The sequence below is a fragment of the Ensifer sp. CCNWLY38 genome (assembly GCF_037120565.1).
Classification (GTDB): Bacteria; Pseudomonadota; Alphaproteobacteria; order Rhizobiales; family Rhizobiaceae; genus Ensifer; species Ensifer adhaerens_H.
Genome location: NZ_JBBBBO010000004.1, coordinates 241913 through 266377, shown reverse-complemented (window position 1 = coordinate 266377; position 24465 = coordinate 241913). Strand labels below are relative to the sequence as shown.

Genomic DNA, 24465 nt, shown 5'->3' with positions numbered 1-24465 from the left:
GATATTTTTATCCGTTGATGAAAGAAATTTCATGGCGTGCAAAAAATGTCAATAGCGATCAGCCGCGCGATCGATCACGTTTGTGGAGGAATGGGATTGAGAGAGCTGGCATCGACCGGCGCCGCGCGTCGTCGGGGCACCGCTACGGTCGAACATGCAGCGATGGACGCGTTCTGACGCGGCTTACTGCCCGAGGTTTCTTAGATACAGCGACAGCAATTGCGTCTGCGAGGAAATGCCGAGCTTGCGGTAGACATTGCGGCGGTGAACCTTGACCGTACCGGTGGAGATGCCGAGCCTGAGGCCGATCGATTCCGACGAATGGCCCTGCAGCACCAGCTCGATGATCGAGGCTTCGCGGTCCGTCAGATTGAGATGCTGCCAGACCCCATCGGCCGGCGGATGCGTGGCCTTGCGTTTGCTGCGGCCGGTTCTTGCAAGCGCCGCATCGAACCGGCGGCCGAGACCCGCCCAATGGTGGCGCACCAGCGCCGCGACCAGAGGTTCGACCTTCTTCAGAAGCGCGAACTCCGCAGCACTGAATGTCCCCGTCGCCTCGCGCCGCATCAGCGACAGAACGACGGTGATCTGCTCGTCGACCGGCACGAAGAAGCCCACCTCCTCGGCAAGCCCGGTCTGCACGTAATAGGTACGGTAATATTCCGAGGAGAAGAACCGATCGGGCGCAAGCTCCCGCATCCGCCAGACCCCCGGCTTGCCCTGTGACGCCGCATGATAGAACGGGTCGAGCAGATAGGGCCCTGCCTGGTAGAGGCTGACGAAGAGGACGTGATCCCTAGCGTTGAAGGTGCTGAAGAGATCGATCGGCCGTTCCTTGCCGCGATAGGCAAAAACGACCACGTAGTCGAAGGTCATCAGCGTCGACATCAACTGCCGATAGGCGGTGCCGACTGCCTCATCCTCCAGCGCGGCACCCGTCACCAGCGGCGCCATGACCTGAAAAAGTCCCTCGAGATCGACGCTCAAACCGCCCTCCCGGCCAATGCCTGCAGTTTCGGGATATACTCCTCACACAGAGCAATCTGCGTTGAAATACCTCTCTCGGGGTATATACCGGCAGGGTGCGCGCTGACTAGGCTGCATATCAATGACGGTGGAGTGCCAGGACGGGAGATTCCTGGCTGCATCCGAAAACAACCGCAGGGAACAGACGTGACATCCGCTTCGACGAACGACATCGAATTCCGTTCGGTCGCCAAACGTTATGGCGCCGTGACGGCCGTATCGGACATCAATCTTGAAGTGCCGCGCGGCGCCTTCATGGCGCTTCTCGGGCCTTCCGGCTGCGGCAAGACCACGTGTCTGCGCATGATCGGCGGCTTCGAGCAGCCGAGCGAGGGCACGGTCTTCATCAGCGGCGAGCCGATGAACGGCGTCGCCGCCTACCGCCGCCCGGTCAACATGGTGTTCCAGCACTATGCGCTCTTCCCCCATCTCGACGTCGAAGCCAACGTCTCCTACGGCTTGAGGCAGATGCGGCCGCGCATCGCCAGTTCGGAGATTTCCCGCCGCGCCCAAGAAGCGCTGGAAATGGTGCGGCTCGGCGGCTTCGGCAAACGCCGCATCCACGAAATGTCCGGCGGCCAGCAGCAGCGCGTGGCGCTTGCCCGCGCCATCGTCAACAAGCCGAAGGTGCTGCTGCTCGACGAGCCATTGGCGGCGCTGGACAAGAAGCTGCGCACCGCCATGCAGATCGAGCTGCAGACGCTGCAGCGCGAACTCGGCATCACCTTCGTGCTCGTCACCCACGACCAGGAAGAAGCGCTGTCGATGAGCGATTTCGTCTGCGTCATGAACGCCGGCCGCATCGTCCAGGTCGGCCCGCCACAGGAGATCTACGATCGTCCCGCGAGCCTCTTCGTCGCCGATTTCGTCGGCAAGACCAACCGCATCGATGCGACCGTCGACGGCGCCTCGTCGCTCGTCCTTGCCAACGGCGCCCGCTTCGCCACCTCCGCCGTCAACGGCACCAGGGGAGCCGCAACGGTGGCGCTCAGGCCAGAGGCGATCCGTCTCACGCGCAATGGTGCGGTGAGCGCGGAAGCACTCGCCGGCACCGTCACCCACCGGATCTTCTTAGGCTCAGCGGTTGAATACTCCGTCGCCGTTGACGGGCTCGGCGATTTCCTGGTGACGGCCGACCGCCGCACGCTTGGCGACAGCGAACTGGTCGAGCCCGGCGAAAAGGTCGGCCTCGCCTTCGATCCGAACGCGCTGCACGTCTTTCCAGCCTGAACTCTCCCGGCTTCACCGAGCCGGTTCTGCCACCTCGCATGAACGTCAAACGATAAAGGGAACAGCGTCATGAGCAAATGGTACAGAGAAAATGCCCCCATCACCGCCGATCAGCTCGCCGACGAACTGATGCGCCTGAAGCGCGGCTCGGTCACGCGCCGCCACTTCCTCGGCGTCACCGGCCTCGGGCTTGCGACCGCGGTTCTCGCGCGCCAGCCGGGCCTCTTCAATTCCACCGCCTTCGCCGGCGATCTCGGCACGCAGATGTCGATCGCCACCTGGCCGAACTACCATGACCCCGCGACCTTCGAGGCTTTCCAGGCCGCAACCGGCGTCGCCGTCGAGGTCAACGTCTTCGGCTCCAACGAGGAGATGCTCGCGAAGCTCCAGGCCGGTGGCACCGGTTGGGATCTCTTCGTTCCCACCAACTACACGATCTCCACCTATGTGAAGCTCGGCCTCATCGACGAGCTCGATCTCTCGAAGCTGTCGAATTACGACGCCTCGACCGAGACCGCGCGTTTCACCAACGAAGGCGTCGTCGACGGCAAGACCTATGCCGTGCCGAAGAACTGGGGCACGACCGGCATCGCGCTCAACTCCGGAAAGATCAAGACGCCGGTGACCAGCTGGAAGGACTTCTTCGAGATCGCCATGACCGAGGCCGACGGCCGCGCCATGGTCCACGACTACCAGCTCACCACCATCGGCAATGCGCTGGTCTCGCTTGGCTACTCCTTCAACTCGATCAAGCCGGATGAGCTCGCCAAGGCCGAGGAACTGCTGATCAAGGTGAAGCCGCATCTCTACGCCATCAACAGCGACTATCAGCCGTCGATGCGCGCGACCGATGCCTGGATGACCATGTGCTGGACCAATGACGGCGCCCAGCTCAACCGCGACATGCCGGAAATCCAGTTCGTCCTCGGCAAGGACGGCGGTGAGATCTGGTCGGACTTCTACGCGATCCCGAAGAGTGCCGCCAACAAGGCGGCGGGCTATGCCCTGCTGAACTATCTGATGGCGCCGGAAAACGCCATGAAGGAGCACATCGCCAACGGTGCTCCGACGACCGACAGCCGCGTGATGAAGCTGCTTCCGGCCGACGTGACCGGCAACAAGATCGTCTATCCGGACGAGGCCTCGCTGACGCCGCTCGAATTCGGCGCCGCCGTAACGCTCACCGACCCCGGCCGCGCCGAGTTGATGGCGCGCTTCAAGTCGGCTTGATCGATATCGCCATGTGATTGCCCCTCATCCGCCTGCCGGCACCTTCTCCCCGTTCTGACGGGGAGAAGGGGACAAGCTGCGACCTCCCTGCCCCCTTGCTTCTGTCGGAATAGGGGGGACCAAGGCCGTCGCCACGGGTCCCCTTCGCCCCGCCTGCGGGGAGAAGGTGGCCGGCAGGCCGGATGAGGGGCGGAACTCGATAACTAGTTAGACGGATACATTTTGATGCCCGCGGCAACGAACACGAAGAGAAACCTGGTGACGGCGGCGCTGGTTGCGCCGGCGGCGGCATGGCTGATGATCTTCCTCGTGCTGCCCTTCATCGCCATGCTGGTCTTCGCCTTTGGCGAGCGCGCACCGGAAGGCGGCTATCAGGCGGCCTTCACCTTTGCCCAGTTCGCCAACCTGCCGACGCGGGCGGCGGCCTTTTGGAACACGCTCGTACTTGCGCCAGTCGGCGCGCTCGCCTGCCTGCTGATCGCCTATCCGGTCGCCTACTATCTCGCGGTCAAGGCGAACCCACGCTACCGGCTGATCCTGGTGTCGCTTGTCGTCGTGCCCTTCTGGACCAGCCTCTTGGTGCGCACCTATGCCTGGATGTACATCCTAGGCTCGCGCGGCATCCCCAATCTGCTGTCGATGATCGGCATTGAGGACGTACGGATGCTGAACACGCCGGGCGCAGTCCTGCTTGGCATCGTCTACGGCTACCTGCCGCTGATGATCATGCCGATTTATGTCAGCCTCGAAAAACTCGATCGCCGGCTGCTTGAAGCCTCCGCCGATCTCGGTGCAAAACCCGTATCGACCTTCTTCGGCGTCACGCTGCCGCTGTCGTTGCCCGGCGTCATGACCGGCGTCGCCCTGGTGACGATCCTGCTTCTTGGCGAATATCTGATCCCGCAGTTGCTCGGTGGTGGCAAGGTGTTCTTCATCGGCAATGCGCTGGTCGATCTCTTCCTGCAATCGCGAAACTGGCCCTTCGGCTCGGCGATCGCCGTCACGCTCGTTGCCGTCGTCGTGGTGATCCTGATGGTGGCGATGCGCATTGCCTTCCGCGTTGCCGGCACAAGACAGGTGGATCTCGTCTGATGCGCGCCTTCATCTCCTCCGTCTATCTCTTCCTCTACGCGCCGATCGCGCTCGTCGTCTTGTTCTCCTTCAACGCCGGGCGCAACGCCAGCGAGTTCACCGGGTTTTCGACCGCCTGGTACGGCAAGGCGCTGGGGAATACCTTCCTGGTCTCCGCGCTGCAAAACAGCCTGATGATCGCCTTTACCAGCGCGACCCTTGCCGCGATCTTCGGCACCATGGCAGCCCTTGGCATGGAGCGGCTGGCGCCGCGCAACCGGGCGATCTTCGACGCGCTCTTTGCAGCCGCCATCGTCGTGCCCGGCGTCGTCATCGGCATCGCGACGCTGGTGGCACTCGTTGCCGTCTTTTCCTTCGTCAATCCGGCGCTCGCCACCATCTGGCCGGGCGAGCAGCCGCCGCAGCTCGGCCTCGGCTACGGCTCTATCATTGCCGCCCATGGCCTGTTCTCGATGGCGCTGGTGACGATGATCGTGAAGGCGCGCATCGCCAGCCTCGGCCGCGATATCGTCGAGGCGTCGGGCGATCTCTACGCGACACCGCTCACCACCTTCCGCCTCATCGTGCTGCCGCAGATCCTGCCCTCGATCCTCGCCGGCTTCCTTCTGGCCTTCACCTTCTCTTTCGACGATTTCATCATCGCCTTCTTCGTCGCGGGCTCGAAGACGACGCTGCCGATCTACGTCTTCGCCTCGATCCGCCGCGGCGTGACGCCCGAAATCAACGCGATCGCGACGCTGGTGCTCGTCGCCTCGCTGCTTCTGATCCTGACCGCCCGCATCCTGATGCGGGAAAGAACAAAATCCGGGGAGTGAAACCATGATCCTGAAAGACCGGGTCGCGATCGTGACCGGAGCCGGCTCCGGGATCGGTCAGGCGGGCGCCGCCATCATGGCGCGCGAGGGCGCCCATGTCGTCGTCGTCGATCGCAGTCTTGCGGCAGCGGCAACCGCCGTCGAGGCAATCACCGCCAAGGGCGGCAGCGCCGAGGCGCTGGCGATCGACGTGACGGATGACGCAGCCCTCTCCGACGGCATCGCCGATATCCTCTATCGCCACGGCCGCATCGACATCCTGCACAACCACGCCGGTGCCCAGGTCGCGGGTGATCTGGAAGAGGTCGAGGTCGCCGGCTTCGACCGCTCCTGGAACCTCAACGTGCGCGCCCATTTCATGGCCGCACGCCTCGTCATGCCGTCGATGCGGGCCGCCGGGCGCGGCGTCATTGTCAACACCTCGTCCTCATCGGGCGTGCTCTACGACCGCGAGATGATCGCCTATACCACCACCAAACACGCCGTCATCGCCATGACCAAGCAGATGGCCGGCGACTACGCCCGCCACGGCATCCGCGTCAACGCGCTCTGCCCTGGCTGGGTCGACACCCCCTTCAACGAGCCCTTCATTGCGCAAATGGGCGGCCGCGGCGCGATTGAATCCTACATCCGCGAAAAGGTGCCGCTCGGTCGCTGGGCAAGCGTCGACGAGATCGCCGAGTCGATCCTCTTCCTCGTCTCCGACCGCTCCTCCTACATGACCGGTCAGATCCTGGTGGTGGACGGCGGCGAGACGGTTGTGTGATTGCCAGACCTTGGGAAGTTGATGATGAGCGCGCTGGGCATTCTTGCGATTGATTGACAGCGATATCGGCACTATCGATCAGGTTGCACCGAAGGCGGTGCACATACGCGCAGCGACCTCCCCGTAATAACAAGGGCCTGACATGAAGACACTGTGCCTCTCGCTTGTGATCGCTGCCAGCAGCGCCACCAGTGTACTTGCTCGGGACATAGACTACCCACGCAGGAAACTTCCTGAAGACCAGTTCTTGTCATATCTGGGAACGGCAGCGGTCGCTGCTGCTGCCTGCCCAGGTTTGGCTGCCAATGAACAGTTTGCGAACGGATACGTGCGCGCGACTGGGGTTGCGCCTGAGTTTCATCGCGCCTTTGGCGACTCTCTGGAAAAGGCTCAGGAAGATGCAAAGCGCGACCTCGACGGGTTCTGCGCTGCCGCTCGCACCTCGCTCTCCTTGCAAAGCAGAGAGGCCGCGGTCCCGCTGCTAATCGAAAGCTCCGATAAGGCGACCACGCCGCAGTGATGAACGGTTCCCCTATCACGCCTCCGGAACGATGCCCCGACAGGCCCAGGCGACTGCCGCAAACGACCGCGGGCCATCCGCCTGGCCAGCCTCATAGGCGGCCTTCACCGTCGCGTCGACCTTCGCCCGCAGCGCCGGAACGAGCGAGCCAACATATTTGCCCAAGGGTCCCTCGCCCGCCGCGATCGGCTGCCAGAAATCCTCGAACGACTGATAGTCCATGCGGATCATCAGCGACGTCTGCTCGATATCCTCAAGGCCATGCGCGGCAAAGCTCTGCGTCATCTCACCCGGCCGCATCATCGGCTGGAAACAGTAGCGGCTGCGCACCTCACCGGCGTTTTCATCGAGCATCGCCGCCGTGTCGAGCACCATGCGCATGCCCGGCATGCCGCCGAGGTGATCCCAGACCACGGCGGCGACCACGCCGCCCGGCCGCGTGACCCGGCGCATTTCGGCAACCGCCTTTCCCGCCTCCGGCACGAAATGCAGCACCAGCAGCGCCAGCGCCCGGTCGAACGAAGCATCGGCAAAGGGAAGCGCGCAGGCATCGGCCTGCTGGATCTTGATCCGTGGATCGCTGTTCGCCCGGGTCGCCGCCTCGACGAAGACGGGTGAAAAATCGATCGCGACAATCTCGCTGAGATCGGCCGCATGCGGCAGCGCGAAGGTCAGGCTTCCGGTGCCGCAGCCGACGTCCAGCACCCGTTCGCCGTCGCCAATGCCGACAAAGTCGATGAACAGCGGCGCAAGCTGCCGGCTCCACCGGCCCATCAGTTGTTCGTAACCATCAGCACTCTGCACATTGAAGCTCGAAGTCATGATCGCCTCCAGGCAGCAAAGGCGGCATTCTAGCGCGGAGCGGACGGCGCACCAAGGAGCCCGTATGCGGGGCGGCCTCGATCAGCGAGAACAATGGAGGCGGTCGCCAGATTTTCGGCATGCGCGTTCTTTGTGAGACCCGCCATCGCGCCTCCACCAGGAGTTCGCCCGCAGCTGCAGAGCGTTTCCTACCCACCCTCATTTCTGTGCTGTCACAGAAATCCAGCCAGGCGCGTCCGCGCCGTGAATGACGCTCTGCAGTCAGCGAAAATGAAAGCGTCTCTAGCGCCGCCGACGCGGCGCTGCTGGATTCCTGTGACGAGCACAGGAATGAGGTCGGCGAATGTGACGACCCTGCGCGGGCATTACGCCAAGGCCTACACCTTCACATGCCCGATGCCCTTGGCAGCGATCTCCTCAAAACTCTCGTCGTAGCCGGCATCGGCGTAGCGGATGACGCCGAGCGCGGTATCGTTGGTGAGCGCATGGTCGAGCCGCTCGTCGGCCTCGACCGTACCGTCGGCAACGACGGTGACGCCGCAGCTCGTCATGTAGCCGGCATAGCCACCGCCGCCGGAATGGACGACGACGAGGTCGGCCATCGACGAGCAGAGCAGCATGGCGTCGAGCAGCGGCCAGTCGGCGATCGCGTCCGATCCGTCTTTCATCCGCTCCGTCATGATGTTCGGGTGCGCCATGGCGCCAGCATCGAGATGGTCGCGCGAGAACGCGATCGGTCCCTTGAGTTCGCCGGACGCCACCAGTTCGTTGACGCGCCGCGCCAGTGCGGTGCGCTCGCCGTGGCCGAGCCAGGCGATGCGCGCCGGCAACCCCTCGAAGGGGATATGCTGACGCGCAAGCCTGATCCAGTTGGTGATGATCTTGTTGTCCGGGAACATCTCCAAAAGCAGGTCGTCGATCCGGGCGATGTCGCTTTCCTCGCCTGACAGCGCCATCCAGCGGAACGGGCCGATGGCGCGGGCAAAGAGCGGGCGCAGATAGGCTTCGGTGAAGATCGGAATGTCGAAGGCGTTGGCGACACCGCCCTCGCGCGCCTGGGTGCGAATGAGATTGCCGTTGTCGAAGACTTCCGCGCCCTTTTTCTGGAAGTCGAGCATCGCCTTGACGTGCTCGACGATCGAGGCGCGGCTTGCCGCCATCAGTTGCCCCTGGCCCTCGTCGCGCAATGACTTCACCTGATCGAGGCTCATGCCCTTCGGCACATAGCCGTAGACGAGATCATGCGCCGAGGTCTGGTCGGTGACCACGTCGGGCACGATGCCGCGCCTTGCGATTTCCGGGTAGATTTCCGCCGCATTGCCGACGAGGCCGACGGAAAGCGCGCGCTTCTCCTTCACCGCCGTGTCGATCATCGCCAGCGCCGCATCGAGATCGGGCGCGATCTCCTGCAGATAGCCGATCTCCTGGCGCTTGCTTGCCCGCTCCGCGTCGATGTCGACGCAGAGGATCGCCGCCCCCGCCATGCGGCCGGCAAGCGGCTGCGCCCCGCCCATGCCTCCGAGCCCCGCCGTCAGCACGAAGCGGCCGGAGAGATCGCCGCCGAAACGGCGCTCGGCGATGCGCATGAAGATCTCATAGGTCCCCTGTATCACGCCTTGGCTGCCGATATATTGCCAGGCGCCGGCCGTCAGCCCGCCCCAGCAGATCAGCCCTTTCCGTTGCAATTCGTAAAACACCTCGGCCTTTGCCCATTGGCCGACGATGTTGCAATTGGCCATGATCACCAGCGGCGCCTTGGCATGGGTCTTGAGCAGCCCCACCGGCTTGCCCGACTGGATGATCAGCGTCTGGTCCTCGTCCATCTCGATCAGCGTCTTGACGATGGCGCGGTGCGCTGGCCAGTTGCGCGCCGCCTTGCCGAGTGCCGCGTAAACGACGAGGTTGTCAGGGTCCTCGCCGACGGAAAGCACGTTTTCGAGCAGCCGCAGCAGCGCCTCCTGCCGCCAGCCCTTGGCGCGCAGCTCCGGTCCGCCAGGGATCGGGAAACCAGGGTGACGGGGGTTGGCCTTGGGCATTGTCCTGCTCCTCATTGTTGTCTCGGCGGGGTGGTCGCTCATTCGCAATGGCGCGTGGCAATTGCCCCTCACCCTAACCCTCTCCCCGCACGCGGGGAGAGGGAATACCGTTGTGCTTGCCGCCTGGGTCTCATCCGATCACTTGGCCGAAGCGCGCACCCTTCCAGCAAATGCAAAACGCTCGCCAGAACCATTTCAGACGCTGGCAATCTCGTCCCCTCTCCCCGCCCGCGGGGAGAGGGTTAGGGTGAGGGGCAGATCACCAACCTCATTGTTGAGGGCCAAACCTCGCCGCTCATCGGCGAGACAAGCCACCAACTTTCACTTCGGCGGCAGCGTCTCCACGAAGGCGATCGCCCCATCGAGCAGCCGCCGGCGCAAGGCATCGTCGCCATAGGCATCCGCGCCTGCGCGCACCCAGCCATGCATCGCGCGTCCGTTCATCACCATCAGCTCGATATCGGGCAGCGTGAGCGCCCAGCCGTCATTGCCCTTGCCGAGCCGCACCAGCAGCGAGCCCTCGCGTGCGCCAAGGAGCAGGTTGCCATGCAGCAGATAAGCCCAGCCGCCAAACATCGCCTTTTCCGAAAGGCCAGCTCGCTCGCCGAGTTCCTCCCGTAACAGTTCCTCAAGCCCTGCATCACGCGCCATGGCATCGCTCCCGTCAGCTTTCGGAAAGCGCGTAGCGGGCAAGCTCGATGCCCATCGCCTTTTCGACAGACGGATAGACCGTTGGGTCGAGCACGCTGGAAGAAAGCGGGATCACCGTCTTCGGCACGTGCAGCACGAAGATCCTCATGCCCACGTGCAGCTGGCCGACGCTTAAAGGCTCGCCCTCCGGCGAAAGCGTGGTGATGACGTCGGGGAAGGTCGCGCGCCTTTGGCCTTCCGCAGAGTCAACCGCCATGTATTCGTTCATCACGTGCAGTACCGTCGAGTCAGCGCCCTTCCCCAGCGTCACCGTGCCGATATCGAAGGCTTCCTTGGTATAGACGACCGATTTGTCGGTGATCGTACCTTCGGCAAGGATCGCGCCATTGGTCGCCTTGACGATCGCGTCGATGATGGCGCTGCCGCCTTTGGCTTCCGCCGCGATGATCGCCTCACCCAGAGCCAGCGCCAGCGAGATACCTCCGAGCGCCGCATTGGCTTTCACATAGGATGCGCGCACCGGATTGCGGCACGACGCGATGAAGCCGCCCGACATGTCGGAGGCGGTGCGCAGGACCGGCGAGACCTTGGCGGTGGCGCCGCGCACCACCAGTTCGATATAGCGGTTCTCGTCGCGATTACCCCCGACGGCCGTCTGGATCATTGGTTCGGGCGAGCCGGCAAGGCCGATCGACCCCATGTCGCCGGTCGGATGCGCGCGGATGTCGCCGACGGCATCGACCACCTTGGTGCCGAGGATCGCCGAAGGCAGCCAGCCGTTCAGCGTCGAGGACTTGCCGTTCTGGCCGATGATCAGGCCCGAGAGCTTCTCGCCGAGCGCCTCCTGCAAAAGCTGCACGGCCTTGACGTAATCGACGCCGCGCATCTCCCAGGGCGTGGTGGAGGCAGGCGCCCCGATGGCGGCTGCCGTCGCCACCCAGTCATTGGCGTCGAGCTCGTCAATCGAGACCAGCTCCGGCTTGCCGATCGAGACCGCGGCGTAGCCAAGCATGCGCCCATGGTCGGCCCAGCCGCCACCGCCCGCCGCATAGACGGAACCGCCCTTGACCGCCGCCTCGACGTCCTTTTCCTTCAGTATCCGGCCCATCTCACACCTTCTCCTGCAATCTCTTGTCGAGCCTCTTCACCGCATCGAAGAGCACGGCGGCGCCAAGCGCGATGTCGTCATTTTCGGCCCATTCCTCCGGCGCATGCGAGCGCCCACCGAGGCACGGTATGAAGATCATCGCCGAGCGGGTGATCCGGCCCATCCAGGCGGTGTCATGCCCGGCCCCGGACGCCATGCGTCGATGCTTCGCGCCGATCGCATCGCAGCTTTCTTCGAGCGTCGAAAGCAGCAGCGCGTCGCCCGGCGTCGGATGGTTATCGGAAATCACATTGGCAGGCGCGATCGTCACGCCCGACGCTTCGGCAACGCTCTGGCAAAGAGGGCCGAGTTCGGTCAGGAACCGCTCCATTTGCGGCCGCAGCTCGGCGCGCGCATCGATCAGCAGCCGCACCCTGGAGGGCACCACATTGGCGGCGTTCGGCTCGATCGAGAACTCGCCGACCGTTGCGGTGAAATGGCCCTCGCCCTTCGAAAACTCCGTTGCCAGCCGCTCGATCTCCAGCACGAGCCGCGAGGCGGCAACCAGCGCATCGCGCCGATGCCCCATCGGCGTCGTGCCGGCGTGATCCGCCTGCCCCTCGACGATGACCTCGATGCGGGTGATGCCGGAGATGGCGGTAACGACCCCAACATCGAGCCGCCCGGTTTCCAGCACCGGCCCCTGCTCGATGTGCAGTTCCAGAAATGCCCTGATGTCGGAGCGCTTCGAACCCGAAAGCCGCGACGGGTCGCCGCCGACTTCGACGATTCCCTGCCGCAGACTGAGTTCGCCCTGCGCGCGGCTCAGCCAGCCATCCGGCAGCACGCCCGCCATGCCGCGGCTGCCGACGCAGGAGACGCCGAAGATCGACACTTCCTCCGCCAGGAAGTCGACGATCTCCAGATCGTGGTCAAGTTCAATGCCGGCATCCGAAAGTGCACGCGCCACTTCGAGCGCGGCCGCGACGCCAGCGATGCCGTCGAAACGGCCGCCATCGGGCACCGTGTCGGAATGGGAGCCGAGCATGATCGTGCCGAGCGCCGATTTGCGCCCCTTCCGCCGGCCGATCAGATTTCCGGCGGCGTCGATCCGGGTTTCGAGACCGGCTGCGCGGAAGCGCCGGTCGAGAAAGGCGCGGCCTTCGAGGAACAGCGGCGTAAAGGCGCGCCGCGTATAGGGCCGATCGGGCTCGGTTATGCCGGCGAGACCGTTGATGATGCCGGCGATCCGGCCGGCATTGACCGGCAGGTTGGCCGGGACTTTGTTATGGGCGGTCTTGCTCATCACGCCTCCTGCAGCGCCAACGTGGCCAGCGGCCGGACGAATTGCCCAACACCGGGCTCGGCCAGCACCTCGCGACCATCGAAGGCGAGCCTGCCGCGCAGATACGTGGCAGACACCCGCCAGGGCAGCCTGATACCGTTATAGGGCGACCAGCCGACAACGTTGTGACCGCTTGCCGCCGCGTCATAGACATAGGGCTCGGGCGTCATGACGATGATATCGGCATCCTTGCCGGCTTCGAGCGCGCCCTTCTGATGGTCGAGGCGGAAATGCCGCGCCGGGTTCAGCGTCATCAGTTCCGCCGCCCGGGTCAGCGGAATTCCGCGCTCCAGCGCGCCCTTGACGAAGAGCGACACCATGACTTCGAGCCCCGGCACGCCCGAGGCATTGGCCAGCATGTCCGGATTGGTCTTGCGATCCTCCGACCAGCTCACATGATCGGTCGAGACCATCGTCACCGTACCGTCGGCCACGTGCCGCCAGAGCTTTTCCACCTCGGCGCGCGGGCGAATCGGCGGATTGATCTTCGCCTTGCCGCCGAGGCGTCGGACGTCGTTTTCCTCGTCGAGCGTCAGATAGTGGATGCAGCACTCGATCGTCGCCGCATGGCCTTGCGCTCGGTAAGCGGCGGCAATCTCGTAGCCGCGGCCGAGCGAGCAGTGCACCACATGCGCGGGGCAGCCCGTGGCAGCGCCGGTCTCGTAAATCTGGTTGGTGGCCAGCAGTTCCGTCAGCGGCGGGCGCGACAGCCCATGGGCGCGGTAGTCGGTAATTCCTGCCACCTTGACCTTTTCGATCGCGGCGCGCACCGCCTCATCATCCTCGTTGTGCACGCCGGCTGAAAGCCCTGACGGCGCGATCGCGCGGAAGCAATCTTCAAGGAGCGCCGCCGGAATGCGCGGAAAGCGCTTGGGATCGGTACCGAAGGTCGAGAACTTGAAGGCGGCGACACCCGCCTCCACCATTTCGCCGATGCGCGCCGGCCCCTCCTCTGGGTCGACGGTGCCATAAAGCGCGAAGTCGACGCGCGCCTGCGGCCCGGCATGGTCGATCTTGCGGCGTAGCGCTTCAGCCGAGCAAACGAGATTGCCCTCGTCATAGGGCATGTCGACGATGGTGGTGACGCCGCCGGCCGCGGCCGATCGCGTCGACCAGATGAAATCCTCCTGGTTCTTCTGCGACAGCGAGTGCACCTGCGCGTCGACGGCGCCGGGCAGGATCAGCGCCTGCCCGAGATCGTGCCGCTCGCGCGCGGCCGGTGCCGCACCCTGGCCGACATGCACCACCTTGCCGTCGCGAACCGCCACGTTCCCGCCCTCGACGATCCGGTGAGGGAGAACAACGGTGCCTTTCAGAACGAGATCGAAATCGGACATGCTGTACTCCCGATGGGTCAGGTGTGGGTCACTTGCCGAGCGCGAAGAAGTCGTCGAACTCCGGCATCGGCGCTGTCGCCACAAAGGAGCGCAACAGGTCGTGGCAGGTAAACGCGTCCTGTAGCGCCTCGATCTCCTTCGAGAGCGGCCGGTCCTTGAGATATATAGGGCTGACGGAACGGGTCTGGTCGTAGGCGCGCTTGACGACGCCCTGCGGCTGGTCGCCGACGAGATCGATCGCCTGCGACGACAGCATCGCCTCGATAGCGGCAAGCTGGCGCAGGTCCCGCACCTGCGTCTCCATGCGCTCGACGATCAGCGGCAGGAAGGTCGCTTCTTCCTCGAGACCGCCGGCAACCACGATCGATTGCGCCGAGAGCGGCACAGCAAGCGACTGCACCCGCATGTAAAGTTCGACGGCGAGCTTCATCAACGGACCGAGCCCGGTCGCCACCTCTCCCGGCGCGACAAGATTGACCGAGAGATTGCGACGTCCGCCATTCGACAGAAGAATGCAGCGGTTCAACACGTTGCGTGCCGCATGCGAAAAGGCGATCTGTGCCGCCTCGATATAGAGCGTCGTGGTCAGCGGCAGCGACGCACCGGAGGAATGGACCTGACCGCCAAGCACCACCGGGTTGTCGTCGGAGAGATAGGTCGCCTCCACCAGCCGCCCGGCAGCAACCATCAGCGTGTCGACGACGGCCCCGAAGACCTGGGCGGTCATGCGCAGGCTGAGTGGATCGTGGATTGCCGTCGGCACCGGCCAGTCGGCAACGCCGGATTGACCGTAGAGCCAGGAGCCGACCAGCGCCTCGCCGCGGGTCGAGAGCGTGGCCGCCACCCGCCAGGGATCGGCGGACGCGCCGAGCGCGAGCGAAGACATCACCCCGGTGACCAGCAACACCCGAATGGCGGACGCCGCCTCGCGCAGCACGTTGACCGCCGCAGCGAAGGAAATGGCATTGACGCTGAGTGCCGCCAGCGCGTCGCGCGGCTGCATGACGAATGGCTTCAGGCCCGCTTCGGTAAGCGCCGTCTCGGCCGAAACGAGGCGCCCTTGATAGTAGGCCTCGCCGACGCCTGTCAGCACCGAGGCGATCTGCCCCATCAGGCCGATATCGGCGCAGCCCATCGAGCCGTGCCGACGCACCGCCGGAATGATGTCGGCCGCAAGAAGGGACAGAAACGCCTGGATCAGATCCGGGCTGCAGCCGGTGTGGCCGCGCATGGCGGTGTTGACGCGGATGGCGATCGCCATGCGCACGATCGCCGGCGCGAAGAACTCGCCGGTGCCGAAATGGTGGGCTCTGACCAGCGAATTGTTGAATTCAGCCAGATCGTCGGCTGTCCAGAGACGGTCCTTCATCGAGCCGACGCCGGTGTTGGAGCCATAGACGGGAAGCCCCATCGCGACACGCTCGGCAACCACCTTGTGGGCCGCGGCCACCCGTTCCATGCCGCCGTCATCGGCCACCGGCCGTCCCCTTCCCGTGCCGATATCCTCGAGCGTCGCGAAGTCCAGCGGTTTTCCGCAGAGAACGATGGTTTTGACCTGATGCAGCATGCCGATGGATACCTTTCCGCGCGGGCCTGCTTCGGTTTCGAAACGGTGCGCGGATGCTCTGATTTCTCGCAACCGCCGCTCGAAAATGCGGGCTTGCTGGATGCATGCTATGCGCTTATCGCACATCCATGCTATATCCTAAATCTGGAACGGATGATGCCGAATCCGGAACGCTCCGTTAGAGGGCGCTGCCTCCGGGGATGTGTGGATGGATATGGCAACGATCGTGCTGGTCGATGCAGTGCTTCGGGAGGGTGGCATCCGCCGCGCCGCAGCCCTTTGCGGGCGCGCTCCATCGAGTGTCAGCGCGGCCGTCAAGCGCTTCGAACAGGCAATCTCGATGTCGCTTTTCCGGCGGGAGGAAACCGCTCTCGTCTTGACCCTCGAAGCGCGTGCCCGCGCAGCCGACATCAAGCAAGCGACAGCGAGAATTACGGACATCCTCACGGCCGCGGGCTGGCAGGCGACCGATCCCGCGCCGCCGATCGGCCTCGTCGCGCTCGATCGCTTCGTCCGCATCGCCCGCTCCGGCAGCATCCGCGCTACGGCAAAAGCGCTCGGTCTCGGCCAGCCGCAGCTGACACGGCAGATGGCCGACCTTGAACGCCATCTCGGCAGCCGCCTGTTCGAGCGCTCCCATGGCGGTGTCCTCGGCACGGCAACCGCTGAGCGGATCATTCCATTGGTCGAGGCCCTGCTCGACATCTGGGCGCGGCTGACACACGCATCGGCCGATCGCTTCCGCCGCGACGCCGCCACCTGGCGGCTGGGCGCCGTCATGCCGCTCGGTCCCGAAAGCGAGATCGCCCGCATGCTGGCGGCGCTGACAGCGAACTGGCAACGCACCCGCCCGCGCCAGCCGCTATACATATCCAGCACCACGGCGGATGAACTTTTGGCTGGCCTTAGAAGCCGGCGGTTCGACGCCGCCCTGCTCGATGTCGCCGAGATCCCCACGGATTGTGATGGCCGGCTGGTGTCGCAGATGCCGCTGGCGCTGGCGGGCCCCGCTTCCGTCCTTTCCGCGTTCGCAGGCGATCTGCCAAGGCTGCTCGCCGCCTGCCCGATCGCAGTGCCAAGCGTCAGGAGCGGATTGCGCCGCGAGACCGCCCGCTTCCTCGACGACACGCTTGATGAGGCCGAGCGTCGCCGCATCGCCCTCGTCGAAGTCGATTCCATTCCTGTCATCATCAACCTCGTCGCTCAGCACGGCTACCTCTCGGTGCTGCCGGAATCCTCGCTCGCAAGGATGCATCGGCCTCCGGCGATGATCCGGCTTGGCCCGGCCTATCGCCAATCCCTCACACTTGTCTGGCCGCGTGGCGCTTTCGCCGGCGAGATCGGCGAGCTGATGATTTCGATGATGAGGACAAGCGCACAGGCCTGATGCTTTGTGGTCACACGCTCCGCAACACAAAGATCTCGTATGCCGGCGCATCTCCCTTGCCGTCATTCCTGTGCTCGTCACAGGAATCCAGCCAGTCCAAGTCCTTGGGCTGAAAAGAGTCTTTTCGACGCGCCGACGCGCCTCGACTAGATTCTTGTGACGAGCACAGGAATGACGGAAGAGAGAGACTGTCGCAGCTCAAAGCAAGCAAGCTCCGTATCTCGTGTACCGGCGCCGGAATCAGTTCCTGACCATCCGCGGCCAACCGTCTGAAACGACTCAGTAAATCACCACCTGATTCACCACTTGAAGGGCGCTCTCAACCCTTCAGCTTCAACCGCCTGCGGGTCTCGCTCGGGCTCTCGCGGTAATGCGCCCGGTAGCTGCGCGAGAAGGAGGAGGATGAGTTGAAGCCGGAGATCGCGGCGATGTCGGCGAATTCCAGACGCGTCTCGATCACCTTGCGCCGCGCCGCATTGAGACGCAGCGCCAGATAATGCTCGTGCGGAGCAACGCCCATCGTGTCGCGGAAAAGGTCCTGCAGGTGGCGGGTGCTGACGCCGATACGCCGGGCAAGCCGCGCTAGCGTCAAGGGCGCCTCCACGGTTTCCTCCATCAGCTTGACGGCAGCGCCGACGCGCGGGTCGAGGATGCGCATGTTGCCGATCGCCGGCATCTGCAGGAGGTCGCCGCGGGTCCGCTCCTGCTCGTAGATGAAGAGCCGCGACACTTCGAGCGCCAGCGAATAGCCGTGCGCCCGGCGGATCAGCTCCAGCATCAGGTCGAGTGTCGGCAGCGAGCCGCCGGTCGTGATGCGCTTGCCGTCGATGACGAAGCGCTCGCGCACCATCGTCACCTGCGGATAGGTGGTGGTGAAGTCCTCGAAGTCCTCCCAGTGGGTGGTCGCCTTGAAATTGTCGAGCAGGCTGGTTTCGGCAAGCAGCCAGGAGCCGGATTCGATGCCGGCCATCATCTCGCGGTGCCGCGCCGTCTGCGACAGCAGCATCTTCAGCTGCGAGGTGGCGCTACGCTGCCAGTTGTAGCTCGACAGGATGAAGAGCGGCGACGTTTCGCGCTGCGGCCGGAAGATGCCCGAGACGGGGATAGGTATGCCGCTCTTCGTCTCGATCGGCGCGCCGTCCGGGCTATAGATCGTCCAGTCATAGAGCGGACGCCCGGCGATGCGGTTGGCCGCGCGCATCGGTTCGATGACCGAGGCAACCAGGATCAGATTGGTCTCCGGCAGCACCAGGATATCAACGTGCTGCACCTGCGAAACGTTCTGATCCATGCCCAAACTTCTCCGCCTTGTCGCCGATAATGTATAGGATGCAGCCGATAATGAAAAGCAATGCCGCCCTTCTTGGCTCGTAATGGACGCAATAAAAGGGAGACAGCAATGCCGCTCAGCATGAACCGCGAGGTATTCATCACCTGTGCCGTCACCGGCTCGGGAGACACCGTTTCGAAGTCCAGCCACGTTCCGATCACGCCGAAACAGATCGCCGAAGCGGCGGTCGAGGCGGCCAAGGCCGGGGCCGCCGTGATCCACTGCCACGTCCGCGATCCGGAAACCGGCGCGCCCTCCCGCAGGCTCGATCTCTACCGGGAAGTGACCGACCGCATCCGCTCCGCCGATATCGATATCGTGTTGAACCTGACGGCCGGCATGGGCGGCGACCTGGTGTTCGGCAATGTCGAAAGCCCCTTGCCCGTCAACGAGAAGGGCACCGACATGGCCGGCGCCACCGAACGCGTCGCCCATGTGGCCGAATGTCTGCCGGAGATCTGCACCCTCGACTGCGGCACCATGAATTTCTCGCTCGGCGATTACGTCATGACCAACACGCCGTCGATGCTGCGCGAAATGGCCCGCCAGATGACCGCGCTTGGCGTCCGCCCCGAGGTCGAGGCCTTCGACACCGGCCATCTCTGGTTCGCCAAGCAGCTCGCCGAAGAAGGTCTGATCGAGGATCCGGTGCTGATCCAGCTCTGCATGGGCATTCCATGGGGCGCGCCTGATGACCTCAACACCTTCATGGCGATGGTCAACAACGTGCCGGCCAATTGGACCTTCTCGGCCTTCTCCATCGGCCGCAACGCGCTTGCCTATCCGGCAGCGGCGATCCTGGCCGGCGGCAACGTTCGCGTCGGCCTCGAAGACAACCTCTATATCGGCAAGGGCCAGCTCGCGACCAACGGCCAGCTCGTCGAAAAGGCGGTCGGCGTCATCGAGGGCATGGGCGCCAAGATCATCGGGCCGAAAGAGGTCCGCGAGAAACTGAAGCTGACGAAGCGCTGAGAGCATCGCCAAAACGCCCCTCATCCGCCTGCCGGCACCTTCTCCCCGCAAGACGGGGAGAAGGCCGCAAGCCGAGAGCGCTCAGTCCCCTCTCCCCGCCTGCGGGGAGAGGGTTAGGGTGAGGGGCAGTTTGCAATTTTAGAAGTCGAGGTGAGGAATGACCGAAATCAAGAATGCAGCCTGTGTCGGTGGCGGCGTTATCGGCGGCGCCTGGGTGGCGCGCTTCGCGCTCGCCGGCATTGATGTGAAGATTTTCGACCCGCATCCGGAAGCCGAGCGCATCATCGGCGAGGTCATGGCCAATGCCGAGCGCGCCTATGCGATGCTCACCATGGCGCCGCTGCCGCCGAAGGGAAAACTGACCTTCTGCAAGAGCATCGAAGAAGCCGTCGAAGGTGCTGACTGGATTCAGGAAAGCGTGCCGGAACGGCTGGAACTGAAGCGCGGCGTCATCACGAAGATCGATGCGGCCGCCAAGGCCGATGCATTGATCGGCTCGTCGACCTCGGGCCTGCTTCCTTCCGACCTGCAAGCCGAGATGCACCACCCCGAGCGCATGTTCGTGGCGCATCCCTATAACCCCGTCTACCTGCTGCCGCTCGTCGAACTCGTCGGCGGCAAGAAGACGACGAAGGCGACGATCGAGCGCGCCATGCAGGGTGTCGAGCAGATCGGCATGAAGGGCGTCGTCATCGCCAAGGAGATCGAGGCGTTCGTCGGCGACCGCCTGCTCGAAGCGCTGTGGCGCGAGGCGCTGTGGCTGATCCAGGACGACATCTGCGACACCGAAACGCTCGACAACGTCATGCGTTATTCCTTCGGCATGCGCTGGGCACAGATGGGCCTGTTCGAGACCTATCGTATCGCCGGCGGCGAAGCCGGCATGCGCCACTTCCTCGCCCAGTTCGGCCCCTGCCTCAAATGGCCCTGGACGAAGTTTACCGATGTCGTCGACCTCGACGATGCGCTGGTCGAAAAGATCGGCGCCCAGTCGGACGCGCAGGCTGCCGGTCGCTCGATCCGCGAGCTTGAACGCATCCGCGATGAAAACCTCGTCGGCATCATGCATGCGCTGAAATCCGGCAACGGCGGCGAAGGCTGGGGTGCCGGCAAGCTGCTTGCCGATTTCGAGGCCAAGCTCTGGGCCAACGCCAAGAAGCCGGAAGCCGACCTCGGCGACGTCAAGCCGCTGCGCATCGTCGACACCAAGGTGAGTGCCGCCTGGGTCGACTACAACGGCCACATGACCGAGCACCGCTATCTGCAGGTTTTCGGCGATACAACCGACGGCTTGCTGCGCCTGATCGGCGTCGACCTCGATTACGTGCGCGACGGGCATAGCTACTACACGGTCGAGACCCACATCCGGAACCTCGGCGAGGCCAAGCTCGGCGACGCGCTCTACTCGACCTGCCAGGTGCTGTCGTCCGACGAGAAGCGCCTGCACATCTTCTCGACGATCTACAACGCCGAGACCAACGAAGCAGTGGCGACCGCCGAGCAGATGGCGCTGCACGTCGACAGCAAGGCCGGCAAGTCCGTGCCCGCACCGGAACACGTGCTGAACAAGCTTGCCGCCATTGCCGAAGCGCATGCGCAGCTGCCGGCACCGGAAGGTGTGGGCCGCTTCGTCGGCCAGAAACGCGCCTGACCGCAACAGCGGCAGGTCATCGAGCAGGCAGCTTCGCCGCACCGGCGGCGGGGCTGCGAACCGCAGTGGAGGGAGGCTTGAGGAGGCATCCCTCGTTTGCGGAATGGACGTCAGCGGCGCGAAAACGAGGGGTAGAGAACAATGAATTTCGCACTGACCGAAGAACAGCAGATGATCGTCGATACGGTCAGGAGCTTCGTCGAAACGGAGATCTATCCGCATGAGGACGAGGTCGAGCGCACCGGCGTGGTTCCGCGCGAGCTTGGCCAGGAGATCGCCCGCAAGTGCAAGGAGATCGGTTTCTTCGGCTGCAATTTTCCGGAAGAAGTCGGCGGCGCCGGTCTCGACCACACCTCCTTTACCCTCGTCGAGCGCGAGCTTGGCCGCGGCTCGATGGGCCTGACCGTCTTCTTCGGCCGCCCCTCGGGCATCCTGATGGCGTGCAATGCCGAGCAGCGCGAGAAATACCTGCTGCCGGCGGTCAAGGGCGACAAGTTCGATGCGCTCGCCATGACAGAGCCGGATGCCGGTTCCGACGTGCGCGGCATGAAGTGTTTTGCCCGCAAGGACGGTGACGACTGGATCGTCAATGGCACCAAGCACTTCATCAGCCATGCCGACATCGCCGATTTCGTCATCGTCTTCATCGCCACCGGCGAAGAGGACACGCCGCGCGGCCCGAAGAAGAAGATCACCTGTTTCCTCGTCGACCGCGGCACGCCCGGCTTCGAGATCCGCAAGGGCTACAACTCCGTCTCCCATCGCGGCTACAACAACTGCATCCTGACCTTCGACGACTGCCGCCTGCCCTCCGCCCAGATCCTCGGCGAAGTGCACAAGGGCTTCGACGTCGCCAACGACTGGCTGTTTGCCACGCGGCTGACGGTGGCTGCGACCTCGGTCGGCCGGGCGCGCCGCGCCTTCGACTATGCGCTGAACTACGCCGCCGACCGCAAGCAGTTCGGCAAGCCGATCGGCGCCAACCAGGGCGTTTCCTTCAAGCTCGCCGACATGATCACCGAGATCGACGCCGCCGACCTCCTGACGCTGTCTGCCGCCTGGCGGCTCGATAACGGCCTGCCGTCGAACCGCGAAATCGCGTCCGCCAAGGTTTTTGCCACCGAGATGCTCGCCCGCGTCACCGACGAGGCGATCCAGATCTTCGGCGGCATGGGCCTGATGGACGACCTGCCGCTCGCCCGCTTCTGGCGCGACGCCCGCGTCGAGCGCATCTGGGACGGCACGTCTGAAATCCAGCGCCACATCATCAGCCGCGACCTGCTCCGGCCGCTGGGGGCGTGACGGGATGGTGACCAACCTCTCTCCCTCCCTCATTCCTGTGCTTGTCACAGGAATCCAGCAGCGGCACGTCCGTGCCGCGCATGACCGAAGCAAGCAGCGCATACGGTTCGAGATGGAAGTCCTCACCGGCTTGCCGACGCAAGCCGGCTGGATTCCTGTGACAAGCACAGGAATGAGGGCGTTGTTGGCGAGCGCTCCGACGGCCATCGGTGTGAGGGAGTGTCTGGCGCGATGACTTCCACCCCCCGCTCCCTCGACCGTCTGATCCGCCCGCGCACCATCGCCGTCTTCGGCGGCAAGGAAGCCCGGCGTGTCATCGAACAATGCGACAAGATGGGTTTTCCCGGCGAGATCTGGCCGGTGCATCCGCGCGAGGACCAGATCCTCGGTCGCAAGTGCTACCGCTCGGTGGCGGAACTGCCCGGCGCACCGGATGCCTCCTTTGTCGGCGTCAATCGGCAGCTGACGATCGATATCATCCGCGATCTCGCAAGCCGCGGCGCCGGCGGCGCGGTCTGCTACGCCTCGGGCTTTCGCGAGGCGGCAAGCGAGCTTGACGACGGCGACGACATGCAGGAGGCGCTGGTGGCGGCCGCCGGCGACATGCCGATCGTCGGCCCCAATTGCTACGGCTTCATCAACATGCTCGACGGCGCTCTGCTCTGGCCGGACCAGCATGGAATGCAGCGCGTCGAAAAGGGCGTCGCGATCCTGACGCAGTCCTCCAACATCGCCTGCAACATCTCGATGCAGACGCGCGGCCTGCCGCTCGCCTATGTCATGACCGCCGGCAACCAGGCGCAGACGGGCCTGTCCGACATCGCCTGTGCCGTGCTGGAAGATCCGCGCGTCACAGCCGTCGGCCTGCATATCGAAGGCTTCGACAGCATGGCCGCCCTCGAGCGGCTCGCGACCCGGGCGCGCGAACTCGGCAAGCCGGTGGTGACGCTGAAAGTCGGCAAATCCGAAGCCGCCCAGCTGGCGACGGTGTCGCACACCGCGTCTCTTGCCGGCAACGACCGCGTCTCCTCGGCGCTGCTTGCCCGTCTCGGCATCGGCCGGGTCGACACCCTGCCCGCACTCCTGGAAACGCTGAAGTTGCTGCATGTGGCCGGACCGCTCGATAGCCGCGACATCTCCTCGATGAGTTGCTCCGGCGGCGAGGCCTCGCTGATGGCGGACGCCGGCGAGCGCTACCGGGTAAATTACCGGGCGCTGCGCGACGAGCAGAAGAAGCCGCTGAAGGACGCGCTCGGCGAGATGGTGACGATCGCCAACCCGCTCGATTACCACACCTTCGTCTGGGGCAATCGCGAGAAGCAGACCACCGCCTTCACCGCCATGATGAAGGGAGGCTATGCGATCAATCTGCTCGTACTCGACTTCCCCCGCCTTGACCGATGCGACCCGGCCGACTGGGAGACCACCTGCCATGCGGTGATCGACGCGGCTCGGGCAACGGGCGCCCGCGCCGGCATCGTCGCCAGCCTCGGCGAAAACATGCCGGAGGCGACCGCCCTCTTCCTGATGAAGGCGGGCGTCGTCCCCTTCTTCGGCATCGAGGAGGCACTGGCCGCGATCGAGACGGCCGCCGACATCGGCACCACCTGGGTGAAACCGGTCCCGCCCCGCCTGCTCGACGGCAGCGGCAGCGCTGCTGGCGAGGCGATCACACTCAGCGAACATGAGGCGAAGGTGGAGCTTGCCGCTTCTGGCCTCAAGGTGCCTGAAGGCAGAACAGCGGCGACCGCCGAAGAGGCCGCAAACGCTGCCGAGGCCCTCGGTTTCCCCGTCGTGCTCAAGGGTCTGGGCGTCGCCCACAAGACCGAAGCGGGCGCGGTGAAGCTCAACCTCGCGAACCGAGATGACGTCTACAGCGCGGCGAAGGCCATGGCCGCCGTCGCCTCGGGCTATCTCGTCGAGAAGATGGTGGCAAAACCAGTCGCCGAACTGATCATCGGCGCCATGCGCGATCCAGTCGCGGGCCCCGTGCTGACGATTGGCGCCGGCGGCATCCTGGTGGAACTGCTCGACGATTCCGCCATCCTGACGCTGCCGACGACACCGGAAGCGATAAGTGAGGCAATCGCCGGACTGAAGATCCGCAAGCTCATCGACGGCTATCGCGGCGGCCCGGCCGGCGATTTCGCGGCATTGGTCGAGGCTGTCGCCGCAGCGGCATCCTATGTCGTTTCAAACGCCTCGAAGCTCGAAGAACTCGATATCAATCCTTTGATGGTGTTGCCCAATGGCCAGGGAGCCGTTGCCGCCGACGCCCTCATCCGCCGGAGGAACTGAC

20 protein-coding genes are annotated in these 24465 nt (G+C 64.5%); 11 read left to right on the top strand and 9 right to left on the bottom strand.

Going from position 1 to position 24465, the window contains the following annotated elements:
- Positions 1–183 precede the first annotated feature (183 nt).
- On the bottom strand, positions 184–954 hold the full coding sequence (locus tag V7S54_RS10880; RefSeq protein WP_419178192.1) for a helix-turn-helix transcriptional regulator: 771 nt from the start codon (positions 952–954) through the stop codon (positions 184–186).
- A gap of 219 nt (positions 955–1173) precedes the next feature.
- On the opposite strand from V7S54_RS10880, the gene V7S54_RS10875 reads away from it, so the two are divergent.
- The 6 genes from V7S54_RS10875 to V7S54_RS10850 all read left to right on the top strand — a co-directional run bounded on the left by V7S54_RS10875 (position 1174) and on the right by V7S54_RS10850 (position 6679).
- Positions 1174–2256, top strand: a complete 1083-nt coding sequence (locus tag V7S54_RS10875) for an ABC transporter ATP-binding protein (protein WP_065377467.1) — start codon at positions 1174–1176, stop codon at positions 2254–2256.
- Between the two features lie 69 nt (positions 2257–2325).
- Complete coding sequence (locus V7S54_RS10870; RefSeq protein WP_065377468.1) at positions 2326–3486, top strand: polyamine ABC transporter substrate-binding protein; 1161 nt, start codon at positions 2326–2328, stop codon at positions 3484–3486.
- Between the two features lie 225 nt (positions 3487–3711).
- Positions 3712–4578, top strand: coding sequence for an ABC transporter permease (locus tag V7S54_RS10865; protein ID WP_065377469.1), 867 nt, complete (start codon positions 3712–3714; stop codon positions 4576–4578).
- The gene (locus tag V7S54_RS10860) at positions 4578–5393 is read left to right on the top strand and encodes an ABC transporter permease (RefSeq protein WP_065377470.1); all 816 of its coding nucleotides are present in this window, start codon (positions 4578–4580) and stop codon (positions 5391–5393) included. Before V7S54_RS10865 ends, V7S54_RS10860 begins: the two co-directional genes overlap by 1 nt.
- A gap of 4 nt (positions 5394–5397) precedes the next feature.
- Entirely contained in the window at positions 5398–6159 is a 762-nt protein-coding gene (locus V7S54_RS10855; RefSeq protein WP_065377471.1) for an SDR family NAD(P)-dependent oxidoreductase, read from the top strand.
- A 142-nt stretch (positions 6160–6301) separates the two neighbouring features.
- Complete coding sequence (locus V7S54_RS10850) at positions 6302–6679, top strand: hypothetical protein (RefSeq protein WP_065377472.1); 378 nt, start codon at positions 6302–6304, stop codon at positions 6677–6679.
- A 15-nt stretch (positions 6680–6694) separates the two neighbouring features.
- Here V7S54_RS10850 and V7S54_RS10845 read toward each other — a convergent pair whose 3' ends face one another.
- The 7 genes from V7S54_RS10845 to V7S54_RS10815 all read right to left on the bottom strand — a co-directional run bounded on the left by V7S54_RS10845 (position 6695) and on the right by V7S54_RS10815 (position 15524).
- Entirely contained in the window at positions 6695–7501 is an 807-nt protein-coding gene (locus tag V7S54_RS10845) for a class I SAM-dependent methyltransferase (RefSeq protein WP_065377473.1), read from the bottom strand.
- Between the two features lie 377 nt (positions 7502–7878).
- Positions 7879–9537, bottom strand: a complete 1659-nt coding sequence (locus V7S54_RS10840; protein ID WP_065377474.1) for a urocanate hydratase — start codon at positions 9535–9537, stop codon at positions 7879–7881.
- A gap of 321 nt (positions 9538–9858) precedes the next feature.
- Positions 9859–10188, bottom strand: coding sequence for a cold-shock protein (locus V7S54_RS10835; RefSeq protein ID WP_065377532.1), 330 nt, complete (start codon positions 10186–10188; stop codon positions 9859–9861).
- A gap of 13 nt (positions 10189–10201) precedes the next feature.
- Positions 10202–11296, bottom strand: a complete 1095-nt coding sequence (locus tag V7S54_RS10830) for a DUF917 domain-containing protein (RefSeq protein ID WP_065377531.1) — start codon at positions 11294–11296, stop codon at positions 10202–10204.
- Between the two features lies 1 nt (position 11297).
- Positions 11298–12581, bottom strand: a complete 1284-nt coding sequence (locus V7S54_RS10825; protein WP_065377530.1) for a Zn-dependent hydrolase — start codon at positions 12579–12581, stop codon at positions 11298–11300.
- Positions 12581–13957, bottom strand: a complete 1377-nt coding sequence (locus V7S54_RS10820) for a dihydroorotase (RefSeq protein ID WP_336408369.1) — start codon at positions 13955–13957, stop codon at positions 12581–12583. The genes V7S54_RS10825 and V7S54_RS10820 overlap by 1 nt, the downstream gene beginning before the upstream one ends.
- A gap of 28 nt (positions 13958–13985) precedes the next feature.
- Positions 13986–15524, bottom strand: a complete 1539-nt coding sequence (locus tag V7S54_RS10815) for an aromatic amino acid lyase (RefSeq protein ID WP_065377533.1) — start codon at positions 15522–15524, stop codon at positions 13986–13988.
- 208 nt (positions 15525–15732) lie between these two features.
- Between V7S54_RS10815 and V7S54_RS10810 the strand changes: the two genes are divergently transcribed.
- A complete protein-coding gene (locus V7S54_RS10810; RefSeq protein WP_336408370.1) occupies positions 15733–16911 on the top strand; it encodes a LysR family transcriptional regulator in 1179 nt (392 codons plus the stop codon).
- Positions 16912–17230: 319 nt separating this feature from the next.
- Here the strand turns inward: V7S54_RS10810 and V7S54_RS10805 are convergent, their stop codons facing one another.
- The gene (locus V7S54_RS10805; protein WP_065375624.1) at positions 17231–18202 is read right to left on the bottom strand and encodes a GlxA family transcriptional regulator; all 972 of its coding nucleotides are present in this window, start codon (positions 18200–18202) and stop codon (positions 17231–17233) included.
- A 108-nt stretch (positions 18203–18310) separates the two neighbouring features.
- On the opposite strand from V7S54_RS10805, the gene V7S54_RS10800 reads away from it, so the two are divergent.
- The 4 genes from V7S54_RS10800 to V7S54_RS10785 all read left to right on the top strand — a co-directional run bounded on the left by V7S54_RS10800 (position 18311) and on the right by V7S54_RS10785 (position 24464).
- Positions 18311–19213: a 3-keto-5-aminohexanoate cleavage protein gene (locus V7S54_RS10800; RefSeq protein WP_065375625.1), complete on the top strand. Its 903-nt coding sequence runs from the start codon at positions 18311–18313 to the stop codon at positions 19211–19213.
- Positions 19214–19370: 157 nt separating this feature from the next.
- The gene (locus V7S54_RS10795; RefSeq protein ID WP_065375626.1) at positions 19371–20864 is read left to right on the top strand and encodes a carnitine 3-dehydrogenase; all 1494 of its coding nucleotides are present in this window, start codon (positions 19371–19373) and stop codon (positions 20862–20864) included.
- A gap of 141 nt (positions 20865–21005) precedes the next feature.
- Positions 21006–22166: an acyl-CoA dehydrogenase family protein gene (locus V7S54_RS10790; RefSeq protein ID WP_065375627.1), complete on the top strand. Its 1161-nt coding sequence runs from the start codon at positions 21006–21008 to the stop codon at positions 22164–22166.
- A 231-nt stretch (positions 22167–22397) separates the two neighbouring features.
- Positions 22398–24464: an acetate--CoA ligase family protein gene (locus tag V7S54_RS10785; RefSeq protein ID WP_065375629.1), complete on the top strand. Its 2067-nt coding sequence runs from the start codon at positions 22398–22400 to the stop codon at positions 24462–24464.
- Position 24465: the final 1 nt, after the last annotated feature.

Excerpts from the sequence above, each read along its gene's own strand:
- V7S54_RS10880 (WP_419178192.1), bottom strand. The coding sequence starts at position 954 with ATGGCGCCGCTGGTGACGGGTGCCGCGCTGGAGGATGAGGCAGTCGGC.
- V7S54_RS10870 (WP_065377468.1), top strand. The coding sequence starts at position 2,326 with ATGAGCAAATGGTACAGAGAAAATGCCCCCATCACCGCCGATCAGCTC.
- V7S54_RS10865 (WP_065377469.1), top strand. The coding sequence starts at position 3,712 with ATGCCCGCGGCAACGAACACGAAGAGAAACCTGGTGACGGCGGCGCTG.
- V7S54_RS10860 (WP_065377470.1), top strand. The coding sequence starts at position 4,578 with ATGCGCGCCTTCATCTCCTCCGTCTATCTCTTCCTCTACGCGCCGATC.
- V7S54_RS10855 (WP_065377471.1), top strand. The coding sequence starts at position 5,398 with ATGATCCTGAAAGACCGGGTCGCGATCGTGACCGGAGCCGGCTCCGGG.
- V7S54_RS10850 (WP_065377472.1), top strand. The coding sequence starts at position 6,302 with ATGAAGACACTGTGCCTCTCGCTTGTGATCGCTGCCAGCAGCGCCACC.
- V7S54_RS10845 (WP_065377473.1), bottom strand. The coding sequence starts at position 7,501 with ATGACTTCGAGCTTCAATGTGCAGAGTGCTGATGGTTACGAACAACTG.
- V7S54_RS10840 (WP_065377474.1), bottom strand. The coding sequence starts at position 9,537 with ATGCCCAAGGCCAACCCCCGTCACCCTGGTTTCCCGATCCCTGGCGGA.
- V7S54_RS10835 (WP_065377532.1), bottom strand. The coding sequence starts at position 10,188 with ATGGCGCGTGATGCAGGGCTTGAGGAACTGTTACGGGAGGAACTCGGC.
- V7S54_RS10830 (WP_065377531.1), bottom strand. The coding sequence starts at position 11,296 with ATGGGCCGGATACTGAAGGAAAAGGACGTCGAGGCGGCGGTCAAGGGC.
- V7S54_RS10825 (WP_065377530.1), bottom strand. The coding sequence starts at position 12,581 with ATGAGCAAGACCGCCCATAACAAAGTCCCGGCCAACCTGCCGGTCAAT.
- V7S54_RS10820 (WP_336408369.1), bottom strand. The coding sequence starts at position 13,957 with ATGTCCGATTTCGATCTCGTTCTGAAAGGCACCGTTGTTCTCCCTCAC.
- V7S54_RS10815 (WP_065377533.1), bottom strand. The coding sequence starts at position 15,524 with ATGCTGCATCAGGTCAAAACCATCGTTCTCTGCGGAAAACCGCTGGAC.
- V7S54_RS10810 (WP_336408370.1), top strand. The coding sequence starts at position 15,733 with ATGGATATGGCAACGATCGTGCTGGTCGATGCAGTGCTTCGGGAGGGT.
- V7S54_RS10805 (WP_065375624.1), bottom strand. The coding sequence starts at position 18,202 with ATGGATCAGAACGTTTCGCAGGTGCAGCACGTTGATATCCTGGTGCTG.
- V7S54_RS10800 (WP_065375625.1), top strand. The coding sequence starts at position 18,311 with ATGCCGCTCAGCATGAACCGCGAGGTATTCATCACCTGTGCCGTCACC.
- V7S54_RS10795 (WP_065375626.1), top strand. The coding sequence starts at position 19,371 with ATGACCGAAATCAAGAATGCAGCCTGTGTCGGTGGCGGCGTTATCGGC.
- V7S54_RS10790 (WP_065375627.1), top strand. The coding sequence starts at position 21,006 with ATGAATTTCGCACTGACCGAAGAACAGCAGATGATCGTCGATACGGTC.
- V7S54_RS10785 (WP_065375629.1), top strand. The coding sequence starts at position 22,398 with ATGACTTCCACCCCCCGCTCCCTCGACCGTCTGATCCGCCCGCGCACC.